18 protein-coding genes are annotated in these 26,687 nt (G+C 55.3%); 9 read left to right on the top strand and 9 right to left on the bottom strand.

Annotated features, from left to right (window positions below; genetic code table 11):
• Positions 1-175 precede the first annotated feature (175 nt).
• Positions 176-376 (top strand): hypothetical protein, encoded by a 201-nt coding sequence (locus Mal65_RS25045; RefSeq protein WP_145304095.1) that lies wholly within the window; start codon positions 176-178, stop codon positions 374-376.
• Positions 377-574: 198 nt separating this feature from the next.
• The gene (locus Mal65_RS25040; protein ID WP_165701519.1) at positions 575-1,870 is read left to right on the top strand and encodes a BNR repeat-containing protein; all 1,296 of its coding nucleotides are present in this window, start codon (positions 575-577) and stop codon (positions 1,868-1,870) included.
• 252 nt (positions 1,871-2,122) lie between these two features.
• Here the strand turns inward: Mal65_RS25040 and Mal65_RS25035 are convergent, their stop codons facing one another.
• The 4 genes from Mal65_RS25035 to Mal65_RS25020 all read right to left on the bottom strand — a co-directional run bounded on the left by Mal65_RS25035 (position 2,123) and on the right by Mal65_RS25020 (position 7,322).
• The gene (locus Mal65_RS25035; RefSeq protein ID WP_145304091.1) at positions 2,123-2,359 is read right to left on the bottom strand and encodes a hypothetical protein; all 237 of its coding nucleotides are present in this window, start codon (positions 2,357-2,359) and stop codon (positions 2,123-2,125) included.
• Between the two features lie 79 nt (positions 2,360-2,438).
• Positions 2,439-3,776, bottom strand: coding sequence for a sulfatase family protein (locus Mal65_RS25030; RefSeq protein WP_145304089.1), 1,338 nt, complete (start codon positions 3,774-3,776; stop codon positions 2,439-2,441).
• Between the two features lie 135 nt (positions 3,777-3,911).
• Complete coding sequence (locus tag Mal65_RS25025) at positions 3,912-5,861, bottom strand: ulvan lysase-like protein (protein ID WP_145304088.1); 1,950 nt, start codon at positions 5,859-5,861, stop codon at positions 3,912-3,914.
• Between the two features lie 96 nt (positions 5,862-5,957).
• On the bottom strand, positions 5,958-7,322 hold the full coding sequence (locus Mal65_RS25020; RefSeq protein WP_196784438.1) for a sulfatase family protein: 1,365 nt from the start codon (positions 7,320-7,322) through the stop codon (positions 5,958-5,960).
• A gap of 366 nt (positions 7,323-7,688) precedes the next feature.
• Between Mal65_RS25020 and Mal65_RS25015 the strand changes: the two genes are divergently transcribed.
• On the top strand, positions 7,689-8,549 hold the full coding sequence (locus tag Mal65_RS25015) for a helix-turn-helix domain-containing protein (protein ID WP_145304085.1): 861 nt from the start codon (positions 7,689-7,691) through the stop codon (positions 8,547-8,549).
• Between the two features lie 32 nt (positions 8,550-8,581).
• Here the strand turns inward: Mal65_RS25015 and Mal65_RS25010 are convergent, their stop codons facing one another.
• The 3 genes from Mal65_RS25010 to Mal65_RS25000 all read right to left on the bottom strand — a co-directional run bounded on the left by Mal65_RS25010 (position 8,582) and on the right by Mal65_RS25000 (position 15,306).
• Complete coding sequence (locus Mal65_RS25010; protein ID WP_145304083.1) at positions 8,582-9,874, bottom strand: class II aldolase/adducin family protein; 1,293 nt, start codon at positions 9,872-9,874, stop codon at positions 8,582-8,584.
• Between the two features lie 58 nt (positions 9,875-9,932).
• Positions 9,933-11,423, bottom strand: coding sequence for an aldehyde dehydrogenase family protein (locus tag Mal65_RS25005; RefSeq protein WP_145304081.1), 1,491 nt, complete (start codon positions 11,421-11,423; stop codon positions 9,933-9,935).
• 325 nt (positions 11,424-11,748) lie between these two features.
• On the bottom strand, positions 11,749-15,306 hold the full coding sequence (locus Mal65_RS25000; protein ID WP_165701518.1) for a glycosyl hydrolase: 3,558 nt from the start codon (positions 15,304-15,306) through the stop codon (positions 11,749-11,751).
• A gap of 549 nt (positions 15,307-15,855) precedes the next feature.
• Here Mal65_RS25000 and Mal65_RS24995 point away from each other — a divergent pair.
• Complete coding sequence (locus Mal65_RS24995) at positions 15,856-17,274, top strand: sulfatase family protein (RefSeq protein ID WP_145305192.1); 1,419 nt, start codon at positions 15,856-15,858, stop codon at positions 17,272-17,274.
• Between the two features lie 70 nt (positions 17,275-17,344).
• Here the strand turns inward: Mal65_RS24995 and Mal65_RS24990 are convergent, their stop codons facing one another.
• Both Mal65_RS24990 and Mal65_RS24985 read right to left on the bottom strand, forming a co-directional pair.
• Entirely contained in the window at positions 17,345-18,478 is a 1,134-nt protein-coding gene (locus tag Mal65_RS24990) for a glycoside hydrolase family 183 protein (RefSeq protein WP_145304077.1), read from the bottom strand.
• 192 nt (positions 18,479-18,670) lie between these two features.
• Positions 18,671-20,119, bottom strand: coding sequence for a right-handed parallel beta-helix repeat-containing protein (locus Mal65_RS24985; protein WP_145304076.1), 1,449 nt, complete (start codon positions 20,117-20,119; stop codon positions 18,671-18,673).
• A gap of 357 nt (positions 20,120-20,476) precedes the next feature.
• Between Mal65_RS24985 and Mal65_RS24980 the strand changes: the two genes are divergently transcribed.
• From Mal65_RS24980 to Mal65_RS24960, 5 genes are all read left to right on the top strand, one after another.
• Positions 20,477-21,190, top strand: a complete 714-nt coding sequence (locus tag Mal65_RS24980; protein WP_145304074.1) for an orotidine 5'-phosphate decarboxylase / HUMPS family protein — start codon at positions 20,477-20,479, stop codon at positions 21,188-21,190.
• Entirely contained in the window at positions 21,187-22,209 is a 1,023-nt protein-coding gene (locus tag Mal65_RS24975) for a zinc-binding dehydrogenase (protein WP_145304072.1), read from the top strand. Before Mal65_RS24980 ends, Mal65_RS24975 begins: the two co-directional genes overlap by 4 nt.
• A gap of 112 nt (positions 22,210-22,321) precedes the next feature.
• Positions 22,322-23,206 (top strand): sugar phosphate isomerase/epimerase family protein, encoded by an 885-nt coding sequence (locus Mal65_RS24970; protein ID WP_145304070.1) that lies wholly within the window; start codon positions 22,322-22,324, stop codon positions 23,204-23,206.
• A gap of 152 nt (positions 23,207-23,358) precedes the next feature.
• A complete protein-coding gene (locus Mal65_RS24965) occupies positions 23,359-24,753 on the top strand; it encodes a sulfatase-like hydrolase/transferase (protein ID WP_145304068.1) in 1,395 nt (464 codons plus the stop codon).
• Positions 24,754-25,105: 352 nt separating this feature from the next.
• The gene (locus tag Mal65_RS24960; RefSeq protein WP_165701517.1) at positions 25,106-26,548 is read left to right on the top strand and encodes a sulfatase family protein; all 1,443 of its coding nucleotides are present in this window, start codon (positions 25,106-25,108) and stop codon (positions 26,546-26,548) included.
• The last annotated feature ends 139 nt before the right edge of the window (positions 26,549-26,687 follow it).

Here is a 26,687-nt window from a genome sequence, read left to right as displayed (position 1 = left end):
CACGATAGTACCGCCTGCCCGAAGGCCTTCTGGTGTGGGCTGTTTCCGTACAAAGGTTTCTAGGTCACCGGAGTCGTCCCTCAGTAGCCAAGGTCGACTGATGTACTGAAAGAAGTAGGACGATGTTGGTACACTGGTTCGTCCGGTCTCTGGGGCTACTGATTTCTGTATCCCGATGTTGTCGCAAGAGCCGCTTGGTGCAAACCGCGTCAAAGACGAAATCGCATTGTCCCAAGTTGTGCTGTTGGCGACCGCAGGTGATTCGTCGCAAAGGATGTCTTGGTACTCAATCGAGCCCAGCAGCAAGACTGCTTTGGATTCGCAGACGCGAAAGGTATCGCGGTCTCCGAACAGAGTGGTGGATGAATCGGTGTAGAATTCACGCTCGGCATCTGACACTCGAATGAACTAAGAACCGTTGATTCATCCGTGATAATGGCGTCGACGCAAGAGCGTTTGATATTCCAGTGGAACTCTGAACGGAAACAAGATGATCGCGAGACACGTTGCGTCCATTGCACTACTTCTTCAATCATGCCTATTGCACGCTGATGCTCCTGCGGTAACGGGTCTGATGGCAAACGGTATCCAGCGTTCGTTGGTTTCTGAAAACGGCATGCCCTTCGATATAGTGGACCGGCATTCACAATGGAACTTCGGCCCGGGGGCACTTCAGACGTTCAACGGTTGGCAATATGCCGCCTACTGGGATGACACAAAACAGGTTTCGGTAGCCAGACGGAAGCTACCGGATGGTCCCTGGGCTGTCGTGTCATTATCCGATTACCAGCGGACCCGCACTGGCGATCGCGGAAAGGGCGGCGTGATCTCACGCGGATTCGGAGACGGTCATGAAAAAGTTGCAATGGGCATCTCGCCCGATGGTTTCATTCATCTTTCATTTGACCATCATTTATCAACCCTACGTTATCGTCGCAGCAATGATCCGATTGCCCAATACCCCGAGAAGGTATTCTGGGACGAGAATCTATTTGCCGACGTTCAAAATCACCTCGGAATCGCACATAGTCAGAGCCCCGGCGATAATGCTCAGGGAAACGAAATGCAGACAGCTCCGAGGCTAGAGCGTGTGACTTATCCGAGTTTCATCTCGCACGGCAATTCAATGCTGTTGTACCTGCGCCTCGGTGGTGGGTCCGGGGCGGCAAACTCACATTTGTTTCATTACTCAGGCGGATCTTGGTCACCGCGTGATGAACCGTCCAGTCAGTTCATCGACCAACGTTGGTCTGGTGGTGACGGAACCGTGAATGCGTATCCGTTCGGGTTTGTGTTCCAACACGGTAGATGCCACTTGACGTGGTGCTGGCGAGACAACCCGGATCATCGCACCTCGCATGACCTTTGCTACGCCTACAGTGACGACGGAGGGGTCCATTGGCGCAACAACGACGGGAGTTTGGTCGCAACGCACGGTCTCGAATTCATCACTGCCGACAGCACCGGCATCACTGTCATGAAGATCCCGCCTGGACACGGCTATCGCAACGGCGGGTCGATGGTCGTCGACGAGGAAAGCCGAGTTCATGTTCTGGCACGAGGCCCTAACGGCGATCCGACGATTTACCAGCGTGATCCCCAAACCGGCGATTGGACACGAATGCAAGCGCCACAGTTTGGAAAGCTTTTGACCTACAATGGCAACCTGTACCTTGTATCCAATGACACTTTCTATCGAATCAGCCCAGCCGATCCGACAAAATTCAAGGTCCTCGCCTCTGGTTTTGAATCCACCTTCGAAAACAGCAAGTTGTCACTCGATCTCCAACGCCCATCACACGACGGTTGGACATCGATCATCGGCCAAAAAGGCAAGAATATCACTGTGATCGACGTGAAGCTTGAATAGCCACCTGCAGAGACAGCCTGTTTCAGGTCAGAGGCCATGTCGATTCGGTCTGCCAGCGTCAATCACCTGATTGCATCAAATCTGCGGTTCTCAAAACCTGCGAATCGAGAATCGCATTTGTGTCGGTCTCTGACTTGGTTCCTACGCGACTCACCCAGCGCGACTCTCTATTTCTTCATCGGAACTTTGTTGGATTTCATTCGTTCCGCTGCGGCGAGTTGCTTGGACAGTCGCGACGCTGAATCACGATGCCTATTTGGTGTCGGTTGAGATATTGGCGACGGCTTCGTCCGGCACACTCGCCAGATCAAACTCTTTCCGAAACGCCACCCAAGTATTCGCTGGCCCATCCTCCGCCTGCCAAATCCACTGGGCTCGCCAATCGGGGTTTGCGGCATTGGCACGGGAGGTTGTCAGCCAAATCGAGGTAAATGAATGAGCCAGGAAGACAACGCTAACGATGTACCCGCATTTGGTGATCGATTTCATGGGGAAGCATTCCGAAGTGCTTGTTTAGATAGTGGCTATGCAAATGGATCCGGATGTGGCATCGGATAACCGAACGCAATCATTCGGGATTCATCATGGGGGTCTTCGTCAGCCAATGCTTCAGGGCATTTGATAGTTCTTCCACCGTCTGCGGATCATTGTTCGACAAATCATTTCGGTCGTCCGAGTCAGACTTGAGATCGAAAAGCTGCTTGTGATCGGACCATGCAATCAGCTTGTTCCAGCCTTCGATGATGACACGTGCTTTCAAACCATGGTTGATGTCGTCGAGGTGGTCCAAGTCGGTGTCGTGCTGGTAGGCTTCGACAAAGATGCGGTTGCGTCTTCGCAATTCATCGCTGTCACGCAAATCCAACCCTTCCATTTCCTCAGGTGGCGTGATACCACAGGCCCGCAGAATCGTCGGTGCGATATCAATGTTACTAGCCAGTGTTGTGGAATCTCGTCGCGGATCGATTGTGCTCGAGTGCGTCAAAAAGATGGGTGTGCGAATTCCCGCTTCAACGGGTTCTTGCTTTGATCGAATGTAACGGTCTCGTCGCTGCGGATCGGGGATCCAGCCGTTGTCGCACGTGTAGACAAAGAGAGTATTTTCGTAGAGTCCCTTAGACTTCAAGTGATTGACCAGTTCGCCGCAAGTTTCATCAAACCAGTCCACATTAGCCCAGTACCATGCCGTTGGTTCATTGGGCGCGACATCTTTGTACTTGTCAAAAAAACGCTGTGGGGCGTTGTGTGGTGCGTGTGGCAGAAAAACCCCATACCAAACAAAGAATGGTTGCCCGTTTTCCGCGGCGTTTTCGACAAATTCATAGATCGGCTGCATCGTTTTGCGGCCGATATCCAAGCCTTTGTCACCATGACGCCCGCCGCGTGATTCGTCACCGTGCGTCATTGCATGGGTGAATCCATGATCTTTCGGGTTGCCTTCCCACCACTTTCCGGTTTGCAGTGTTGCGTAACCGTTTTCATTCAACGTGCGAATCAGCGACGGTTGCTCGTGCAAGGGTGTCGTCATTCGCCGCCGAAGCTTGGCGAACAAGGACGGGTTGTTCTTGCGATTGTTCGAACCTGGCATGACCGGATCATTGCCGCGGATTCCGGTTTGATGGGGGTATCGGCTTGTGACAATACTGGCAAGCGATGGCCGGCATAGCGGCGCGGTCACGTAGCCGCGTTCGTATAGCAAGCCTTGCCTGGCCAACGCATCCAAGTTCGGTGTTTGAATGTGCTCGTGCCCCATGAACCCATAATCATTCCACGCCTGGTCGTCACTCAAGATGAAAACGACATTTGGTTGATCGGCGGCGACCGATTGAAAAACTCCGAAGCTGATCAGCAAGAGTCTGTAAAGGACGTGCGGGGAAAATCGCGAAAGGGTGGCAATCGAAATCATGTCGACGACGTGGTTGATGGGGTAAAGACGGAGTAATTCTTTCGATCCGCGAGTGGACGCTGAGGCACGCGAATGTGGGAGAGTATGGCCTTCGCGGTCGGAATGACGGTGATGGCTGTGAATCTTCGGTCGTGTTCATGCGCGCACGGAAATTTCGCACACGATGGGGCTGGGGTTTTTGCTGAGTTTCATTGCCACGGGAGCGGATTCCATTCCGGGAACCATGTTGAAGACTCGTTTTTTGAGTCCGGCGAGCAACGTCAGAGGCACGTTCGATTTCAACACGACGGTTCCATGTGGCTTGTCGATCTCGATGCAAGTATTTGACACCTGTCGAACTGATTCGCCGGATGGGGAGATAAGAGGCACGACCAGTGTTGCGTCTTCCGTCTTCGCTTCGCTGGATTGGGTGACCGAGATAGTGGTTTTGTCGGAATCGAAGGTGTATCGCAATTGAAAGGCTGCGGAATCGTCCGAAGGCTTGTCTCGTTCTTCGTTCTGAAGGGTGGTCGCGATATCGAATACGCACCGCTGTTCGGTTTCCGAGATGCGAACGTCTGCTGTCAAGTCGTACAGATTGGTGAACCAATCATCGTCGATTCGACGTTCAACTCGTGTGGTCAGAGGAAAGTCGTCACCGGGTTGCGGCTGCATATTCAGCGGTTCGACCATCTCATAACGTGCCATACTGGACGCCAGCAACGTGCCCACCTTCTCGTGATACAAAACCGACAGCGAGCCTCCGGTTGGCTGTTGCAGCAGACCGGACTTTTTAGTTTTGTAGATCGAATCGTAGGCCGATACGGTGGCACGCCAAGGGCCTTTAGCCGCTAGCCAAACATCCAGTTCGGGAACATGCTTGACGTTACTGGCGATTTCACGAGGCAGCGGCGTGTTGGTATTGACCGGCGGCAACGACTTCATGCGATCCTGCATCAATGCCATCACTTTGGCGTGTGTGAACGTGTGATGCATGCATGGTTTGATACCGTGAGAAACATAGTGGGGGCCGCCGTGCAGAAGGCCGTTGGACGTGCAACGCTGCATCAGCTGGGCGTTGCGAATCGCTGCGGTACCGAATGCCGGGTTGTGATCGGCCATCAGGGCAAAGGCCGGCTGGCATCCGTCCGATGTACGGCTGCCCCAATAGCTCCACTTCTGTGACCGCGTTCCCCAACTGTTGTCCCAAGCTCCATCGGGAAGCATGAATTGCAGGTGTCCGGCCAACGCATTGGACACTAGGTCGAGCAGTTCCTGATCACCCACATCAACGGCATACAGGACAACACCGTTGAGCGATTCTTCGACGTTGTAACCCAGGTCCACCGGCAGCAGGCCACGACCGCTGCGATTGTCATTCGGTTTGCCTTCGCCCCAAAGCAAATGGTTCGGTTCGGTAAAAAACTCTTTCACGCGGCTAGCGAACCGTTCACTGCGTCGTGTGTAATCGGGGTTCGCCAGAAGATCGCCAAACAGATGGAACCCGTACACGGCAGTCATGCCGTAGTTGAGGTTGGTGAAATCAATTTCCTTGAAATCAGACCACAGATAGCCACCGACCGCTTCATCCAAACGGTTCGTCCAAGCGTCGCGTCGTGATTGATCCAACACGTCGCCGTGGTAGTGCAACGCTTCGGCCAACGCGATGGCTCCAAAGATCGTGGTCCCACGCCATGATTTCGGATTGACGTCATTGGTCCAACTGCCATCGGCGCGACTGACGTTGTGCTCGGCCCAGTCGTAAACGGCAATGGAAGCATCCAGGTATTTCTGCTGGCCGGTGGTGTGTGCCATGTGCAAAAACGGATACAGCGCATCGCTGCATCGACCGTGAATTCGCGGACATGCCGGGCACGCCAGGCCACCATGCCGGGTGGGATCTTCCGGGGCATCGATCTGATGGGCCAGCATTCCATCACACCATTGTTTCAATAGCTGTGCGGTGAGTTGGTCAAATTCGGAAAGGGCCTGCGGTGTGTCCTTGTCAGGTCGATACGCTTGGTCGGATCCCCATACTTGGTCAGGGGCCAGCGATACGAGTGCACCGCCGAGGGTCAGGGAAGTAATGAATTCACGTCGTTGCATGGAATCGTCTAGTCTTACACCCCACGTCCATCACCGGAGACGCGGGCGTGGTGGGGCACGAAGTCGAGAAGTTCAAAACTCCGTCACAACGAGCGCCTATCGTTTTTGGCGCGGCAATTTGCGAGGTTCCCAGGTTTCCGGCGCGTCGAGCATTAGCGGTTCGTGGAACACTGTAAGTTCGTCGCCTTGCGACTGGACCCAGGAGTTCAGCTCGTTTCGAAGACGGTCTTGAATTGCAGCAACGTCCTCGTTCCCGGCGATGTTGGTTTGCTCAAGCGGATCGGTCTGCAGATCGTACAGTTCGTATTCAGGGCGACCGTGGTGTTTGGCGACCACGTCAGCGGCACGCGCGTCCGTGTTCGCGAGCTCCGTCCACTGTTTGAAATAATCGCCCGACGTTTCTCGCAACAACAGGTCAATGTGCGTGGTGAACGCGAATTCCGGATGAACGTTCCAGATGAGCTTGTAGCGGTCGGTGCGTATGGCGCGGCTGAGATAGACGTTCATCAACCGGTCACCACTGTGGGTCGTGAAGATGCGATTGCGATGCGCGGTTTGTTGTCCGCCCAGGACCGCGGAGAAAGAACGGCCGTCCAGTCCATCGGGGACATTACCACCGGCAGCATCGATCAGCGTCGGCAGGATATCGATCCAGCTGACCATGGCGTCGGTACGCGAACCCGGTTCGATCACACCAGGGCGAGCGACAATCAGTGGAACGCGGGTGCCCTCGTCATAGAGTGTCCATTTGCCAAACGGGAACTGTGCGCCATGGTCACTAGAAAACACAAACACCGTATCATCCGACAGATGTTCGCGTGTCAGCAATCGCAGTTCGCCAAGGTAGGCGTCCAGGTCTTTGACTTCTTGTAGATAGCGAGAACGCTGTACTCTGGTTTGCGGAGTGTCCAACAATTTCGGTGGAAGGTTCATTCCCTGTGGATCAACGTTTGATTCACTGGGCCAGGGAACATGAGGATTGGACACGCCGACAAACAACGCCAGCGGTCGAGGGTCGTTTCGCTTCTTCAAAAAATCCTGGACAGCAGTGCGGACGTCGGGGATGTCTTGTCGTAGATCGAATGTCTGGAACTGATAGTCTTTGGCACTTTTCAGGTGAGCCACTTTTCCGAACGCTGCGGTTTCGTATCCCATTTGATTCAAAACCGCCGGCAGTCGCGGTGTGCCTTCTCGCGGGTAGGAATGATTTTCCTCGGCGCCGTTTCGTGCTGGCATCAGCCCTGTCAAAAACGCGGCTCGGCTGGGGGCACACGAAGGAGAGGCGACGAAGGCGCGATCGAACGTCATTCCCTCATCCGCCAATGCGTCGATGGCGGGAGTTGGAATGTTCGTTCCCCCGTAAAGCGAAAGGTCACGTGCCGATAGATCGTCGGCCAGATAGACGACAATATCCGGTTGTTGTTGATCCGCCGATGACCACGCGGCCATGGCGACTAGCATCGGAACAGCCAAAGTCAGCGGGAGATTTACCCTAGTCATGATGGAGGTTCGTGCGATGACGACAGGGAAGGGCGGGAGCGCATGAAATTCGGGAGCACGATGGTGGGCGGCGTCGCCAATTCCGCTGGGACGCTGCAATTCATCTCTGCGACGCCTCGAAGCGGAATCGTCACGATCCGTCGGCGGATCAGTTCGCTTTTCCCTTCAAACAGCAGACGCAGTCTAGGCCGCCGGTGACACCAAAACCTTGACGATCGAACCAGTAACTAGCACAATAGTTTCATCTTGGGTCGGTTTTCTGGCGGATCAAAATTCCTCTATCTGCATCCGCTGGCTGGATGGCCACCGTTGTGGCGTTGCTGTCGTATGAAAGTGCTAAAGAAGCAGGACTGGTTCCATGCCGACGGTTTTCCCATCGTCGTGGAGCGGCGCGACCCTCAGGAACCGTTTGGATTGCACTGCCACGAGTTCTCCGAAATCGTGATCATCACCGGAGGGGCAGGCGTGCATATCACGGGGGAAGACAGCTACGACCTGAAAGCGGGCGACACGTTTGTCATTGGCGGCGACCGGCCGCATGACTATTTGAATATGGATCAATTGAGTTTGATCAACATTCTGTTCACCCCAAGTGAGTTGCCGTTGTCGCTTGGCGATTTGCAATCGCTTTCCGGCTATCACGCGTTGTTTACGCTGGAGCCCGCTTGGCGTAGCCGGCACAAATTTACCAGTCGTCTGCAGCTGAGCCCGGCGGAGATCGTCGACACAATGCAGTTGGTCGACAAGCTAGACAGCGAACTTGCCGCAAGGCGACCGGGATTCGAGGTCGTGGCGATCGCGACCATGCTGGAATTGGTGACCTTTCTGTCGCGTTGCTACAGCGAGACGCGAAATCCATCCAGCAAGTCACTCATTCGCGTCGGCGAAACGATCTCGCACATGAGACGCCATATCGCCCATCCGATCACACTTGAAATGCTGGTCAATATTTCTGGAATGTCTCGGACGAACTACATCCGAATGTTTGAGTCCGCGATGGGAACCTCCCCCATCAACTACCTGATTGGACTACGGATCGAAGAAGCCAGTCGGTTGCTGCGGAACACAGACAACAGCATCACGGACATCGCATTTGAGGTGGGGTTTTCTGACAGCAACTACTTCAGCCGCCAGTTTCGCAAAGCGAACGGTGAATCACCACGCGAGTACCGCAAACGCCACCGCTGATTGGCACGGGACGACCTGTATTGATCGGTTGTTCATTTCAGGTTGAACGCGGTGCATAGTTCGTCGATCACATCACCGGACATGACCGACACGTTTCCGATGGCACCGGCGTTGATCACGGCTTCGGCGGTGGATTCCAAAACTTCCAACCGGTCGAACGTGTCCAGCACGGTCGATCCTGTTACCACCACGCCGTCATTCTGTAAAACCGCGGCAGGGTTGGATCGACACACGTAATCGGCAATACTGCCGTCGTCCCGGTACTGAACGCCGTACGGTACCCGTCGCACATCACGCAGAAAAACATAGCTTTCGGGAATGGTGCGAACGTCCAGTGGGGTTTCGGTCACGCTGAACGCCGTCGCATTCACGGGATGGGCGAACACGATCGCCTGCACGTGCGGATGTTTATCGTAAATCGCTTGGTGTGCACGAGCGGCACGGCTGGCTAATTTACCGGCTTCGCGCTGGTTGCCGCGAACCAGTACCAAATCATCGGCGTGTAATTGTTCACGGTCCTTTTGCGTGGGAGTGATCAGGAAAGAATCGGCGTCGACACGCGCAGAAAAGCTGCCTTCGGTACTGATCAGCAGTCGCTGGCGGCAACCACGACGCACAAAATCGCAAAGCTGCTTGCGAAGCTCCAGTTCGCCAGCGGTTGCCTGGTCCGGATCGTAAGAATCAAAATTGACGCAGCGATCAGCCGCCTGCCTCAGTTGGTCCTCGTCCAGGAATCGCACGGGGCTCAGCTGGTTGGCTTTAATCAGCGTCTTGCCGGCGAATTCAAACGCCTCGAATCGTTCGAACGCACGTGCAAGATCGCTTCCGCCGACGACGACACCGTGGTTTTCAAGGATCACGCTGTCGCAGCCCTTGGAAAACGTGTCCGCAATGCTCACGCCCAAAGCTTCGCTTCCCGGGCACGCATAGGGCGCAAATCCCACTTTCCCACACACCGAGTGAGCTTGGTGAAACAGGCGTGTGTCGGGTGACTGGCGACAAATGCTGAATGCGACCAACGCGACGGGATGAGCATGCACGATCGCCCGGATGTCGGGACGTGCTTCATAGATCGCTTTGTGAAAGGGAAACTCACTGGATGGTGGATGCAAGCCATCGGCGGTCCCGTCTGCGTGAACGCACACGATGTCACGGCGATTCAAGTTGCCTTTGTCCACACGGGCCGGCGAAATCCAAATGTCACCGGCGGAGTCGCGGATGGATAGATTGCCGCCTGATGTGGTCGTCATGCGGTAACGATAAATACGATCCATCGTTCGCATGATTTCATCACGCGGGTGAAGCGTGTTTCGCTTGTTGGTCATTTCAATATCAATCCACTTGTGAACTTCACCGGTCAACCGAACCGTCCGACGCGGCTGATCAGGCCAAAGGACGGACCACCGACGTGCTGCGGTAGTAATCCATCAGAGTTTCGACTGACAATACGCCGCCGCCCATGCCGCTTTTGTTGATGCCGCCATAGGGCACGCCGTGGACAAACACATTGTGAGCATTGATCCAGCTGTTCCCGGCGACCATGGACTCCGCCACACGATCGGCACGATCTTTGTCGTTGGTCCATACGCTGTTGGCCAAGCCGTAATCGGTGTCGTTGGCCATTGCGATCGCGTCTTCTTCGGTTTCGAACGCGGTCACATAGGCGACCGGCCCGAAGATTTCCTCTCGTGCTGCGACGTTGTCCAGTGATCCTGCGAGCAGCGTCGGGTTGACGTAGTTGCCTTCATAGCCATCGACCTTTGCCGGGCCACCACCCACCAAGCATTCGGCACCCTCGGCTTTGCCCTTGGCCTGATAACCGAGCACCCGCTGGCATTGCTTTGGATTGACCACCGGTCCCATTTGGCTTTCGGGATCCAGCGGGTGACCGATCTTCACGTTCTGCATCAGGTCTCGGCAATGAGCGACAAATTCGTCATAGATGTCTTGATGAACCAGCCAGCGTGTCGCGTCACAACAGACTTGCCCGGTATGAAAGGTGATCGCGCCCACCAATGCCTTGGCGGTGGCTTTGACATCGACATCGTCAAAGACCAGGGCCGCACCTTTGCCACCCAATTCCAGCTTAACCGGGACGAGATTGCGTCCACATGCTTCGCCGACCAATCGTCCGACCTCCGGTGACCCGGTGAAAGACATTCGTTTGATCTGTTTGTTGTTGGACAACGCCGAACCCGCGGTTGCGCCTCGACCGGTGACCACATTGATCACGCCATCGGGTACGCTGACTTCCTTTGCCAGTTGCGCCAGATAGATGGCCGACAGCGATGTGTCTTCGGCCGGCTTGATGACCACCGTGTTGCCTGCGGCAAGAGCAGGCGAAATTCCCCAGCCGATCAACAAGAAAGGAAAGTTCCACGGGAAGATAAACGCACAAGCGCCCCACGGTTGCTTCACCGTCCAAGCTTCATGTCCCTCGACATCCAGCTTCGTGCGTTTTTCGACTTTGCCGGAAAGTTCAACGAAGTAACGCAGTGTATCGACGAAGTTTTGGACATCGCCGGCCGCTTGAGCTTCGATCTTTCCGGCGTCCAGCGATTCGATCTGGGCAATGATCGACTTTCGTTGCTCAACCGCATCGGCCAACTTCAACAGAATGCTGCTGCGTTCTTGTTGTGGCAATGCGGCCCACGCGGGGAACGCTGCATCGGCGATTTCGACGGCGCGATCAATTTCCGCTTCACTCAGGTCATGGATCTCCGCAATCTGTTGGCCCGAACCGGGATCGATGGTTGCCACCAGATTTCCGTCCGCATTGGGGAAATTTTTCCCTCCCACAAAACTTGCCAGCGGACTCTGGTCCAAGAATGCTTCGACTTCGGGAAGCAGATTCAACTGAAGCGTCACACTCATTGGGGTCTCGCCTAACATTGGGGGAATGGGTGATCAAACGAACGCGAAAATGCGAAAGCGGATGCCCGCCGGTTGTACCGCGGGCGAGGGAGTCTATGCGTGTTCGATCGGTGAAACCATGACGATTGTTTCTCGCACTAGCACGATCGTTCCAACAGCGGCCTTTTAACATACCCGATGGGGGCACGTTGCATTTGCCCCGGTCACGGTGCCGTCGCGATCGCAATAGAGTCATCGTCTGTTGGGTTTGAACCAGCCAATCTTTGCGATTTTTGGTGGGCGTGTGATCGAGTACCGGAGTGCGGACGGGCGGGGATCTGCAACCTCAATCGAGTGAAGGTGGCTTTGACGCGTTGGTAATCCGAACGACCTGGCCGATGTTCAATCGGACGTCGTTGCTGAGACCCGAAAATTCGAGTGGCGAATCGATGGGCGGCGGGCCGATGGTCCATGTCTTCCGTTGCTCGGGTTGTTGACCGGAATCAAATGCCAATCGATTGTGCCAAGTGCTAGTCACCTGGATCGATAAAGTGTTTTCGCCAGGCTGAACTTGGTCGGAAATATCAAGTCGGTAGGGTGCCGACCAAAGTGTGCCTGCATGGATTCCGTTTACTTCGATGGACGCAATGTTTCCGACGCGTCCTAGGTCCAACTGAAACCGCTGATCGCCGGGTTTCGCGTCCAGTGAGAATGTCGTCTTGTAGGTCGCGGTGCCGGAGAAATGACGAACCGCTGGGGCGTCCAACTCGGACCAAGGCCGTGGTCCTTGCAGAGTCAATTGATCAGGGGTGTCCCATCCATTGGGAAACTGAAGTTGCCAGGTGCCGTCCAAAGGAATCGTATTCGCATCGATGATGTCCACCGTCTGCGCCGACCCTTTGGCTCGATCGATTCGATACTTTCCGTTTTGATAGGCGATCAAATGTTCGCCGGTGAGATCGAATTCAATCGTGGGGGACAGTGGCAGAACCCATGGTTGTGTGATTCCATAGCGGTCGATTCCAAACGCGGGGTAGCCCGGTGTGTCGTCGATGCGCGCGGTGTCGGTCGCGTCAAGCAAGACGTCGGAATTGCGCGAAAGACGCTGGATCGGTACGCCCGACGATGATTTAGGACGAAAGACCACAAAGGTGGAACCGGCGGCTGGCAGGCGGATCGGAATCGCGGTGCCATTTTTCGTCCGGTGGTACATCGGGGCGGCCATGCGATGGCCATCGATCGGGTTCCAAAACTCGGGCTTGCCTTTGGCGCGAAACTCCAGAGTCGCATCGACTGCTTGTGTGCGACTTCCAATGACAAAGTAGATGTCGACATCGCCGACGCGACGGTGACACCATCGCTGTGACAGTGTTCCGTGCACGTCAGGCGGTATGTCGATTCTTTGGAGGGCTTGTGCCAGCGGCATGCCCCACAACAAACGGCCACGGCCAATCCTGCGATCGCCTTGATGCCGATCTGCATCGCCCCAAAGCTCTCCAACCTGTCGACGGAACCGCCCGTCCGCTTGATCGCCACCACTGTGTGACGGATTCATGATGGCTGCCGGTCCAATGACCGTTGCCCCAGCGTGAAGCAGTTCTTTGATTCGCTGGAGTGTTTGCGGTGTCAAACGTCGACACTGCTGCGGGGCCAACCAAAGCACCTTCCATCGCGTGCCTTCGGGAATGACCAGTTCGCCTTCATCCACTGCCAGCCGATTCAGCAACGCGTCTTGATTGACATAGTCGAAATGGTAGCCGCCGGGGAACGGCGAATCCTGTCTGGGTTTGTGATCAACGTCATCGCCCAGGTACCACAGCACGTCGGCAACGGGATGGCCTTGTTCCAGCATGTGCTGGCAACGAGCAAGGTAATCCGTGAACAGTGGCATGTGTGGCCACCAGGTTTGACCACGCAGGAACGGCGTTCCAATCGTGCTGCCGAACGATGTTCCCGGCACGCGTTCGAGCGGATTATGCGTGTAGGTATGGAAGACCAAATGGGTGACGCCGGCCGCGAACGTTCGATCGGCGACGTTTTTAAGAGAAAACGGGTGCTCACGCCAGTTCATCGGCGCGGACGTGAACGTTTCGCATGCGACACGCGGTTTGCCATAGATGTGCGCCGCCGATGCTGTTGGTGCAATCGGTTTGGTTTCCAATCCACCGATGTGCGGATCATTCGGCTTCCAAACCTCGCACATTGGAATGTCGGCCGATTTGATATACTCCAGAATGTCGCCCGGCGAGACGTCACCCACGGCGGTTTCGAATGAAAGTTCCAAGCCGTGTTGTTTGCCCAGTTCAGCCATTCGGCCGTAGTAGTTTTCGACAATCAGGTCACTGATGGTCGCCCGCCAATCGCGAAGAAACTTCTCGCTGGTGGTGTGATCTTCCACGACCCAGCCGCCCAGGGCGGGAAGCCAGCTACGCAGGGAATAGCCACGACGCTTTTGAAACTCGTCCTCCATGGCGGGCGTCCACGTTTGTGTGTAGCACTCCCAGCTATCGATCAGCATGCCTTGCAAGCGACCATGGTCTGCCGCGCCGCCGGGTCTGGATAACCGGCCGATGTAACCGGCAAAGTGTTGTTCGGCTCCCCTGGGCGAAAGCTTGTTGCATTCGAATCCGGTCGCCTCGGGTGGCGCCGGCTTGTTCTTTACCCCAGTATTGACGTGACCGAACCGAACAATGGTCCAAACTCCGGCGGGCGGTTCCCAAGTCAACTGTCCAGACGAATCCATCATCGCCGAAACATCGACTACATCTTTCAAGTCGATCCATGCTTGGGTGGATTGTTGGGCCGGTGTGGTTCGCTCAAGACTGCGAAGCGCATATCCCGCTTGGGCCGGCCAATCGTGGGTGCGTGCCCCTGACGACAGACGCAGGTGCGAAATCTCCATCGGTCGACCGTTAAGGAACGTCATTCGATAACGCGTGGTCTTCGCATCGGGGACAGACAAAACATAGTGGTGCTCGGGTTGGCGATCCTGCCAGTTTCCTCGTGGTACTTGGTGTGTGACCAGTGGTTTCCAACCGGCGTCCTGTTTAGCGGAGATCGATATGGATGAATCCGGATCGAACATCATCCGTTTCATCAAGTGTTCCGTTGGAGGCAGCTGAATCGATCGTAGCGTGACCGGTTGATCAAACTTGAACTCGACCCAGTGATCCGGTGAATCCGCTGGAATTTGGATCTTGACGTCGTCTCCCTGCATCAACTTCGACCAATCCGCCTCGGGCAAACTGCTAGTGATCTTGGATGGAATCAGTGGTTGATCGGCGTCTCCGTCGGGCGTCGGAAATGCGAGTACGGCGATGTCACGGTAATCACGCCAATCTTCGTTACTGGGTTGCGGAATGGCCAGATCGAACGACAGGCGTTCTCCACCCGAAACATTCACCCGGCTGAACACAAGATGCCGCATCGCGTTATCGGGCGTGATCCATGGACCGCCGGACATGGCCCAGCCAGGACAATTCTGCATCGTGAATTTCAAGTTCAATCGTTGGCAATCATCCGCAACGTGCCCCACCAATGAATCCCATGTTGGGCTGAGCGTCTGAATTTGCGGCTCCACGCCCGGCCAAGCTCTGCCTCTGCCATGAAACAATTGGATGCCACGGAGTCCAGCCGAAGCCACCGCGTTTAGATCTTTCGTCAACGCTTGTCGATCGACGTTTCCACCAATCAAGTGAAACCATGTCTGTGGTCGCGATTCCCACGGCGGTGTACGGAAATCTTGCGACAAATTCTTCGGTTGTGCAGTGGCGGAAACCGGGATCGCGGCGACCAGAATCGTAGTCAGTACGCACCCGACCAAATGCTTGGTGAATGCTTGCCAACATCGGTGCCATACGGCCGGAGGGTTGGTCAACGTGGACAACGAACGTGATTTGTTCATCAATCGATTCCTAAACCGCTGAGATTTCAAGTCGGTTCCGTTGGACTGCAAATTGCGGTTGGTCTTGAATTCTTGTCGCCAGTCGTTTCGACACATGCGGGCAATCGAGCATTTGGCGTGACGCAACAGGTCGCGGGCCCCGTGTCAAATGTTCGCAACCACTATTTTGCCGCAGTTCGCGAGGCTCCGAGACCAGCCATGACTGGCGCAGATCAAGGCGTTGTGTTTCCATCAATCACCCGCCGGCAACGAGGATTTCTTCAACAAGCGTCCGCCGAGATGGGAGCGCATCGTAGGTCCGACGAAGAGCCGAAACCTTCACGATCGAGCCAAGGAATAGCACAATCGTTCGCCGTCAATCGCGAGTCGGGCAGTCTGCAAACACGACAGTTTTCCAAGTCAATTCTTAGCTGACGTTCATGCGGGACTTCGCAAAGTGATCCGGACGCCGCGCATTCGTTCGTCGCTTTTGGGCTATCTTGTGCGTCGCCTTTTGCGGCTGCCGAAAGACGTATTCCCAGTCGCTTTAGCGTTTGTTTTCGCCGCGTGATGAAAGTGGAAAGCCGCGTGTACCCGAAGCTTCGTTTAGCCGTCGTCGCCTGTGTGTTGTTTTTCCCTTGGCAGGTTGGAGCGGATGACCGTCCCAACGTGATTCTGATCATGGCCGACGATGTCAGTTGGGAATGCTTCGGGTGCTACGGCGGTGAAGACTACGAAACGCCCAACATCAATCGATTGGCCGCGCAGGGCATTCGTTTCGAACACTGCTATTCCACACCGATCTGTACTCCGTCACGTGTCAAAATCATGACGGGGAAGTATGGTTTTCGGAATTACACGCACTTCGGCTACTTGCATCCCGATGAACGAACCTTTGGCCACATGATGCAAGACGCTGGTTACCAAACGGCAATCGCGGGGAAATGGCAGCTGAATGGTCTGTACAACTCGTTGCCAGGCAACCAAGATTCCACGCGACCGATGAATGCCGGCTTTCACGAATCATTGCTGTGGCAGGTCACCCGCGGCAAAGCCGGTGACGGTGGCGAACGTTTCTGGGACCCGCCACTGGAACACAACGGCAATTTCATTACGAAGGCAGAAAACGCCGGCAAGTATGGGCCGGATTTGTTGACTGATTTCGTTTGCGATTTTGTGCAACGCAATCGTGATAAACCATTCTTTGTTTATTACCCGATGGTTCTGGTCCACGACCCGTTTGTTCCCACGCCGGATACGGTGGGTGACCAGGCAATCACACATGCATTGAACAAGGCACCGAAGGGGGCCAAAGCCCGCAAGGCGAACTTTGTCGCCATGGTCCAATACATGGACAAGCTGATCGGTCGAATCGCCGACAAGGTTGATTCGCTGGGCTTGGGCGAAGAAACCATCATCCTATTCACGGCGGACAACGGTACCAACACAAGCATCCGGTCACGATGGAATGGCACCGAGATTCAAGGTGGCAAAGCGGGAATGAAAGACAATGGGACGCACGTTCCGCTGGTTGCTCGGTGGAAAGGGCACACGCCGAAGGGAAGCGTGTTGTCTGACCTGGTCGACTTCACTGATTTCTATGCGACTCTATCGGACGTTGCGGGCCGCCAAATGTCCGCTGATGACCCGATCGATGGGCGAAGTTTTTTCCCCCAACTCAATGGCCAGCCTGGGAATCTTCGCGAGTGGGTTCTGTGCCACTATCAATGCTATTGGAAGAAGAATCCAGGGCAGTATGCCAGAACGGCACAATACAAGTTGTATCGTGATGGACGCTATTACCAAATTCCGGTGGATTTGGACGAATCGAACGACCTTGGTTCCGCCATCAGCGGTGAAGCGGCGAATGTCCGCAAGGAACTGGAGCATCTGTTAAATCAGTGCCCGCCGGTCCCACCGGGGGCACTCGACAAAAACACCAAGGTCCGGCCAACGTATCCAAAGACGCCGAATCTATTTGCGCAGTGATTGCAGGACGTTTGCAGCATACGACCGCATCACCCAAGCGGCACGGTTCACTGCGGCGGCCAACCCTGTGCTATCGACGGATTTTTCGAACGAATCGACCGCTGACCGTGTTGAACGAATCGTTGTCTTTTCCCATGCCAGCGCCAGTGAAGTTCGCGGTGAAGTCTAAACCGTCGAACCATTTCGTTGGGAATGCGAAGAAGAACACGTTGTTCTCCCACGGCCATTCGCTTCCCGGTCGCTGCGCACCGAACGGTCTGCCGGGACGGTAATACTCCACGGTCGTCCAGGGCCCCCAGGGTGCGGGTGCGTCAAAAATTCCTAGTAAGCCCGCTTTGCTTTCACCGTGTTCCGTGCTGATCAGGACTCGCTGAAATCCAGGATGGTAACACGCACTCATGCACCATCCGACTCCATTTGAATCGTGAAAGACAGGGCGTTTTTCGTCAATGGAGCCCCACTTGGGCTGGTCGTTAGGGCTCAGCCCGGCAAAGAACTCGAAGCGATCGCGATCTGGTCCTGATTGAAGTTGTTCCGTGGCGACGCGGGCAAGGTAAATCGTCCCTGGGTGATGGACGATCAATCCGGCGGCGTCGTTTCCCTGTTGTTGTATTTTGGGATCACTTGGCCGAATGAAATAGCTGTAAACATAGTCGCCAAACGATTCAGGGACGCCCCAGTTTGCACGTCCAAAGTTCAGGAAAGTTGGTATGGTCAGGCCGTCGAAAGAGGTGAATTTCCAACCGGCTTTGTTCCATGTGGCACCGAAGTCACGAGAACTTGCCAGGCGAATGAACTCGTAATGATTTCGGTAATCTTTGCCCGGTGGTTTATCGGGAACAACCCACATGTGAAGCTGGTCGCCAACGCCGATCATTCCCCAGCTTTTGCCATCGAACTGGGCGGGGTTTTGGGCGTCGGCTCCTCCCCAAATATTGGTGCCTCGAAACTCACGGGCGGTGCCTTCGATTCTGGCGACGCCCAATCCGACGCGACCCTCGGAATTGGATCCGCCGAAGCCTCCGCCGTCGCCCCAAGCCCCATACAGGTGACCATCCTGCGCCCAGGTCAATTGAAAGTTGTCACTTCCCTGTGCGGCACGACGGTGCGTTGTCCAATCAAACTGAAGTCGTTCAATGATTGGACTTTTGGGATAAGGCTCATCGGCGACCGATCGGGCGAACAATCCAAGGCAGACAAGCATCAATAATCCACCCAGGCGTACGAATGGATGTGATGTCACAGAGGATGGCCTTGAGTGGATTTTACTGAATGTGTTCACCACGTCCTCCAAAGGTTTCTGCCAGCACGGCGACGGCGAATCGATGAGTCAGAATGTTGTGAGAAAACGAAAGTTGGAAACGACAGAACATCGGCCGACGAAGTGTCTGTGATTCTACTGACGATCGTCGGTTTTATCGTTGGTGTCTTCTCGTGTCAGTTTTCGAAAGAGATTGTTGTGCAGCGCGACGTCGTTTTTGCCGACCTGTTCAAAGGCGACCGATTCGACCCCCTGGCCGCTCATCACGCAATTCGAGATGCTCGAGAAACGCAGTCGCTTCATTTGAAAGGCGGCTCGGTTGAAATTGGCCAACACGCATCCGCTGATCGAGACGCCCTCGCAATCCGTCAGCCTGACCACCGCGTCTCGGTGCACGATTCCCTGAAACACTTCACCGTTGATCGTTAGGTTTCGGCAGCCTTCCAAGATCATGCCCAATTTTGCGTCCGCGCCGTCGCCGTAGTGATATTGCGGGTTTCGGTCGTACAAGTTGGCCGACAACGCGATCTCTCGGCAATTTTTGGCTCGCAAGTTCGCTTCATAACCCTTCCACATCGTGTTGCCCGAAATCGTGATCCCTCGCACGTCCTGGAGGTCGATGTTGAACTGGACGTCGGACAGCACATTGTTGGCGATGGTGATGTTGCCGACACGGCGGTCTTGTGTGAACGATCGCGGTTCCGGGATACCGGTGATGCGAATGTTTGCGGAATCCGTTGCCTCGTGTGTGTGCTGGATCGTACAGCCGACGATCGCGACCTCCGCCACCGACCCATCGTTCGAATTCAACAGGATGTTTGCGGTCGCGGGCGAACCATCGCCGGAATGGTTTCCTTCGATGTCGCAGGTACCGATCTGTAGGTTGCGGATTTCACTGCGACGTGACACCACGCCACCGCCGTGGTTGTAACTAATGTGACAGTTGGCGATGTTGATTTGATGCAAGTTCAGATCTTCCATCAGCACACCGACGCCAGCGTTCTCATACAGGTGGCACTGACCGATCGTAACATTGCGATTGCGACCTGTCAGCCGAATGGCGTGTCGGCTTTTGCGGACCACTAGACGGGTCATCGTCAACTGCATCGTACCGGATGCTTCGATGCCGTCAGCCTTGGGATGCTTGCCGACGATTTCGATGCCGTCGATCAGCGGCGCACGCTGGCGATCCCACACACCCGGCCGGACGGTCGATGGGCTGGCGGTTCCATCGTGTGTCCCGGTGATTTGAATCGCGGGCCCAGGCCCTGTCATTACGAAACGAACGACTCCATCGCCATGCAGGCTGGTCCAACCGACGCGATCCAGGTCAATCACGATGGGCCGAGTCAGTCGGTAAACGCCTGGGGCGAAACGCAGCGATCCGGTGGAGCGGTCCACGGCCGCCTGGATCGCCATGGTGTCGTCGGCGACTCCGTCACCGGCCGGTTGGTGCGGAACGGAAGTGAGCGCATCGTTAGCGTGTACCGGTCGGACATTTTCAACGGTTTGCGCGATCAGCAACGACGATGGCAACGTCCATAGCGCAATTGCAAGAAGCAGGGGTGGTCGATTGATGTTCATGGTCAGCCTCCTAAGTTTTGCAACTCAGCAGCTTAACAAGACCGATGATCGTGGGGGTGTCCGTCCGGCAGGCAAGCCCGCGATGACACGAAGATGGCTTCCGTAGCGGCTCGCTGGCTCGAACGGTGCGGATCAAAGGCGTGGTGAGTGTAGTCTTTGCCGAATCAACGTCACATCGGCCGGATTAAACCCGCGATGGTCGTCGGTGCTTTCCCGAAATGGGGGACGATGTCAGCGGGGCTGGTGCGCAGATGCTACAAACAGGCGTATCGGAAAGCCGTCTCAGGTCGCTCCTGCGAGCCTGGTTTGCGTTGGGTCGCCGGCGTTTGCTGTTTCCTTCAATGATCCGGGAAGCCCATGAAGCCAATCGTTCAGATTTCACTAGACGTCACCGACATCGCGGAGGCCGTGGAGCTTGCCGAACTGGCGATGCGTTGCGGGGTGGACTGGCTGGAGGTTGGTACTCCGTTGATCATCGCCGAAGGGATGCATGGGGTGCGGGCACTTCGTCAACGGTTTCCCGATACCCCCATCGTTGCCGATTTGAAAACGATGGACGGCGGATGGTTGGAAGCCGAACTGATGGCCAAGGCCGGTGCAACGCATGTGGTCGTCATGTCTCAAGCACATGATGAAACGATCAAGTGTGTTGTGAAGGCCGGGAAAGACTTTGGCGTGGGCGTGATGGGCGACAACTTGGCTTCGTCTTGCATGATCGACGGGGCCAAGCGACTTGACCAGCTCGGTTGCGGCTACATCATCCATCACATCGGGTACGACGAACGTAACGGGATTGCCGCAGCTGGCGGACGCATGCCCAGTCCAATGCATCAACTGAAAGACGTGGTGGACGCGGTGTCTGTTCCGGTTCAAGCGGTCGGCGGACTGACCTTGGAACAGGCGATCGAAACACCCAAGTACGGTGCCCCGTTGGTTGTGCTCGGTGCACCGCTGACGATCGACAACGATCGGTTCCAGGCCGCATCGGGTGACATCGAAGGGGCACTTCGAATGATTTGTGATCAAGTGCACGGGTACGGTGATGTCGCGATCGGAGGGGCGGTCGGATGAAAATGCCAGCGGTCGTCAATTACAAAGCGGAAAGGCATTGTGTCGAGTTGCGTGATCTGGATGTTCCCGAATTTGGTGAGGATGAAGTTCTGCTGGAAGTTGGTAACGTCGGTGTCTGCGGCAGCGACTTGCACCAGTGGACCAATGATCAATCTTGGCCCGTCAATTATCCGGTCGTCTTGGGGCATGAGTTTTGTGGGACCGTGGCCAAGGTCGGCCGGCGCGTGGATGGGTTTCGTGAAGGCGATCGCGTGGTAAGTGAAACCGCCGCGGTGATCGATCCGGACAGCCCGATGACCCGACGTGGCTTGTACAACCTGGATCCGTCACGCAAAGGTTTTGGGTATGGCGTTGATGGCGCAATGACCAGGTTTGTTCGTGTACCGGCGCGGACTTTGCATGCAATTCCCGATTCGTTGCCATTCGAGTCGGCGTGTTTGGTGGAACCGTGTTGCGTGGCCTACAACACCGTTGTCGGGAACGCGCGAATTTTTCCGGGCGACCGAATTTTGGTCTTGGGACCGGGGACAATTGGGATCCTTTGCGCGGCCATCGCCAAGCTGTGTGGTGCCGAGGTTGCGGTCGTCGGTTTGGACAAGGATCGGCCGCGGTTGGACATCGCGATGCAGTATGGTTGCAGCACCATCGTTGGCGATGCTCGCGATTGGGCACTGCAGCGCGACGCGATGGGATGCGATGGTGTCGTCGACGCGGCGGGCGTGGGCCCGACGATGCAAATCGCTTTGGACTTGGTGCGACCGGCGGGCTGGATATGCAAAGTTGGTTGGGGCGCACCATCCGACGGTTTCACGCTTGACCCCATGATCCAAAAGAACATCACCGTGCAGGGGAGTTTTTCGCATCATTGGGCAATCTGGGAACGTGTGATCGCGCTGCTTTCCAGTGGTGCACTTGATGTGCGACCCATCATCGGTGGCGTCTGGACGCTCGATCAGTGGCAAACCGCTTTTGAAACCATGCACCGTGGGCAAATCGTCAAAGCCGTCTTGCGCCCCTGATTGCCTTGGAATTGAATGGGTTCGTGTGATGGGGACGCTCTTGGTGCAGGATGACATTTCAGTCGCAGCGGAACGTTGTGACCCGAGGATCGAAAAAAAGAGTTGATGGTCCATGCCGAAATTAGCCGTGTTTCCGAAAGCCTATATGGATGCCTTGTGCGTCAATGGCACGATGAAGTTGGAGCAGTGGATTGATCTTGCGGCAACGTTGCCGATCGATGGACTAGAGTTGTACAGCGGACTTTTGGATCTGAAGGACTCTCATGCTTGGGGCCGATATCGAAGAATGATCGAATCGTCCGGTCTGCAAATGCCGATGATGTGTTGTTCGCCCGATTTCACGCATCCCGATGATGGCTTTCGCGCCGACCAGGTCGAAAAAGAAAAGTACTGGATCAATATGACGGCTGAACTTGGGGGGCAGTATTGTCGTGTGCTCAGCGGCCAGCGTCGTCCGGAAGTCAGTCGTCAGGACGGAATTCGATACGCCGCGGATTGTATCCGGGCTTGTATCCCTTACGCGAAAGAACGAGGGGTCACTCTGATAATCGAAAACCACTACAAGGACAATTATTGGACGTATCCCGAATTCGCTCAACACGCAGACGTGTTTTGCGATCTGGTCGACGCGATTGACGATCCCGGCTTTGGTGTTAACTACGATCCCTCCAATACATTGATCGCTGGCGAAGAACCGATCGAACTACTTCTTCGCGTCAAAGATCGCGTCGTGACGATGCACGCGTCAGATCGCTATCTGAAGGAAGGCACTTGGGATGACCTGCGGCACGAAGAAATGGATGTCGAAGGTTATGCGCAGCGACTTTGCCATGGTGAGATCGGAAAAGGGCTGAACGACTACGACCAGATTTTCGCGATTCTTCAGGATGTCGGATTTGACGGTTGGATTAGCGTTGAAGATGGGGTCGAAGGGTTCGATCAATTGCAACGCAGTGTTGAATTTTTGCGACGAAAGCTGGCGGCCTGGAAAGCCTAGCCGATCGTTGTCTCCATCTTGGCGCGTTGATCCGTGGATGGATCGAGGGCCTTGGTCTGAACTTGGCCGGGGGCATTGTGCGAATGTTGCTATGATGGTCCGGTGAACAATTGTGCGTGGTTTCAAGTCGGCGTCACTAACAGATCAGCGGAATGATTGAGCGTTTAGTTTGCCTGTTGGCCTTTCTGGTCTTTTCCTCATTTGCCTTGGCGGACGATCGTCCCAACTTTGTGATCATCATGGTCGATGATATGGGATACGCTGGGATCAGCTGCTTCGGCAATCCGTACTTTCAGACGCCTGAGATCGACCGTCTGGCCGCGGAGGGCATGCGGTTGACTGACTTCCATTCCTCGGGAACCGTCTGTTCGCCGACGCGTGCGGGGTTGCTGACCGGTCGCTATCAACAACGTGCGGGAATCGAAGCTGTGATCCATCCGGTGCGAAGTCATCCGGAGCACCGAAAGGGATTGCAAACGTCAGAAGTTACCTTTGCAGAGATGTTGCAATCCCAAGGATATGCGACGGCACTGATCGGCAAGTGGCATCAGGGGTATGTCCATAACTCCGATGATTTTCACCCGCAAAACCATGGTTTTGATCAGTTCATCGGTTATCGCAGCGGCAATATCGACTTCGTCAGCCACGTAGGTGACCACGACGAACACGATTGGTGGCATGGACGTGAAGAGACGAAAGAAGAAGGTTACGTCACCGATTTGATCAACGAATATGCGATTGACTTTATCGAGAAAAATCGGGACCAGCCATTCTGTCTGTATATTCCGCATTTGGCGATTCACAATCCGGTTCAGACGCCCGGCGATCCACCACGACGCACCGAAGACGGAGGTTGGAATCGTTGGAAGCCCGCGGATTCCGACGAACGCATTGAAAAGTATCGCGGAATGACTTTGCCGATCGATCAGGGGGTCGGCCAGATTCGGCAAACGTTGATCGAACTCGGGCTGGATCGCAAAACACTCGTTTTGTTTTTCTCAGACAATGGTGCGGCCAACGATTTTCCCAGCGGCAGTCCCGGTCTGCGAGGCAACAAAGGCAGCGTATACGAGGGCGGGCATAAGGTTCCCTTCATTGCCTGGTGGCCAGGTCGAATTGCAGCCGGCAGCAAGAGTGATGTTCCCGCGATCACTTTGGATGTGATGCCCACTCTGTTGTCTCTCGCCGGAGTGCAATCACCCGTGGACCGGCGACTGGACGGTGTTGACCTGTCGCCCGTGCTGCTTCGGCGTCAGACTTTGAGGAGTCGGCCTCTTTTTTGGGCCTCGCTCAGCAACAACGGGGGGCGTTCCGAAGCGATGCGAGATGGTCCATGGAAGCTGGTCGTTCATCATCCCGGAGCCGCAAAGGGAAGCTTTGAAAACGAGCGTCTGGAGTTGTACCGATTGGACCAAGACCCTGCGGAATCGACCAATCTGACAGACCAGCATCTTGATCAAGCAGCACAGATGTTGGCACGCTTGAAGGAATGGTATGCCGACACGCAGCGTACGGCGACGCCACAGTTGGGCGGTTGGCCTGGATAGATTCACCGGAATGATATCAGCGTGCACCCGCCCATAGCAATTGGCGTTGGTAGGCGACACTGGTCTCGAGCAGCGCCGTAAGTGATCGACCAATCGTTCATGGAAATTGGACCGGCGGAGTCGGGATGGGATAGACTGCGGGTGCTTCGACACGACTTCCCACCGGATCGTGGTCCGGCGATTGGTGGTTCGTAGAATTAGACAGCTTATTGTCAACAATCGCATGCCCGTGGCGTACGCCGGAAACGTTTGTCTTCACCGTATTTGGTCGGTCGACGTCATGACGTTCCAAGGCATCGGATAATTCCGAACGCATTGGATTATTCATCAAGTGATCAGAGGAGAATTGGACATGATGCAGTGGCTATATCGAACGGTTGCAATCGTGTTGTTGCTGTTCTTGGGAGTTAGCCATGCCGCGGACAGGCTGAACATTCTTTTGATCACCGCTGATGATTTAGGGCCACAGCTTTCCTGCTACGGAGATTCGATCGCCAAGACGCCTGAGATCGACGACTTGGCGAAGCATTCGGTCCAGTTTCAAACGGCATACGTGAGCCAAGCGTCTTGCAGCCCATCGCGGTCCACGATGCTCACCGGCTTGTACCCGCACGGAAACGGTCACTACGGATTGGCGAACGCCAATGTTGGATTCCAGTTGCATCCGGAATTGCGTGACAACGTGCTGCCAAATGTGCTCAAACGGGCCGGATATCGCACAGGGATTATCGGAAAGCTGCACGTGAATCCGGAGGATTCGTTTCAGTTTGACATGCGGCAAAGAGACGGATTCGGCAACCGGTTAGTCCGAAAGCAATTGCAGTATGCCAAAGAGTTCGTCAGCCAATCAGATGGGCAGCCATGGTTTCTAATGTTCAATCTTTTCGATCCGCATGTTGCGCGCGAGCGACTTGCGAGCGGGAATCGAGGTCCACAATATTTTCCAGACCAAGTCGAAGGATTGCCGGAGAATGTTTTAACCGCACAGGATGTCCCACCGTGGCCGTGGCAACAAATGGATTCGCGGGCACAACGAACCAAGATCGCGGGATACTACAACTGCCTGCATCGGATCGATGCGGCGATTGGAATGCTGAGGCAGATGCTTCAAAAATCAGGCCATTGGGATGACACGTTGATCATTTTCCTTGGGGATCATGGACCACCCTTCGCGCGAGGAAAGACCAGTTGCTATGAAGCCGGGCTGCGCGTCCCGTTCTTGCCCCGCTGGCCGGGCGTGTCTGAGCCACATGTTTCGAACCGTTTGGTCGGCAGTGTTGATATTTATCCGACGATCTTGGACGCAGCTGGTGTCGAAATGAATTCACCGCTGCATGGACGTTCGCTAAGGCCGGTTTTGGTGCAATCAGAATTGGTGGATTGGCGTGATACGCTGGTCGCTGAATTCCATTATCACGGCGGATCGCCTTTTTTCCCGAGAAGGGCCATCACCGATGGCCGGTTCAAGTTGATTCATAACTTGCGTTCCGGCGAAGTCACCGCTTCACCGTCGGTCGATGGTGATCGAGCCAACGTCATGGCTGAAAAGCTGGAGTCTGATCATCCGGCCAGGCTGGCGATGGAGCGTTTAGCTGATCCGCCGGAGTGGGAATTGTACGATCTGAAAGACGATCCGATCGAGTTCGACAACCGGGCAAACGATCCGGCAATGGCCAAGGAGGTAAGCCGATTGAAACAGGCTTTGGCCCTGTGGCAACAGCGAACGAAGGATCCGTTTGTTGATGCGGGTTTTCGCGACAAGATCGAAAGGAAGTATCAGAAATCGTCCAACTGAAACGAACGGCTCCAGATGGTGTGGTCGTCATTCTGTTCGGCCAAAGTTTTCTTCGGCCAGACATTCGATTTTGGGGCCGGCACCATCGATCGCGAACGCCAAGTCAGTCGAAAGAAGATTCGAATCCACCGATGAAAAC

It is taken from the genome of Crateriforma conspicua, assembly GCF_007752935.1.
GTDB lineage: Bacteria > Planctomycetota > Planctomycetia > Pirellulales > Pirellulaceae > Crateriforma > Crateriforma conspicua.
The sequence above is the reverse complement of the archived record's forward strand: the minus strand, read 5'-3'. Positions and strand labels throughout refer to the sequence as shown.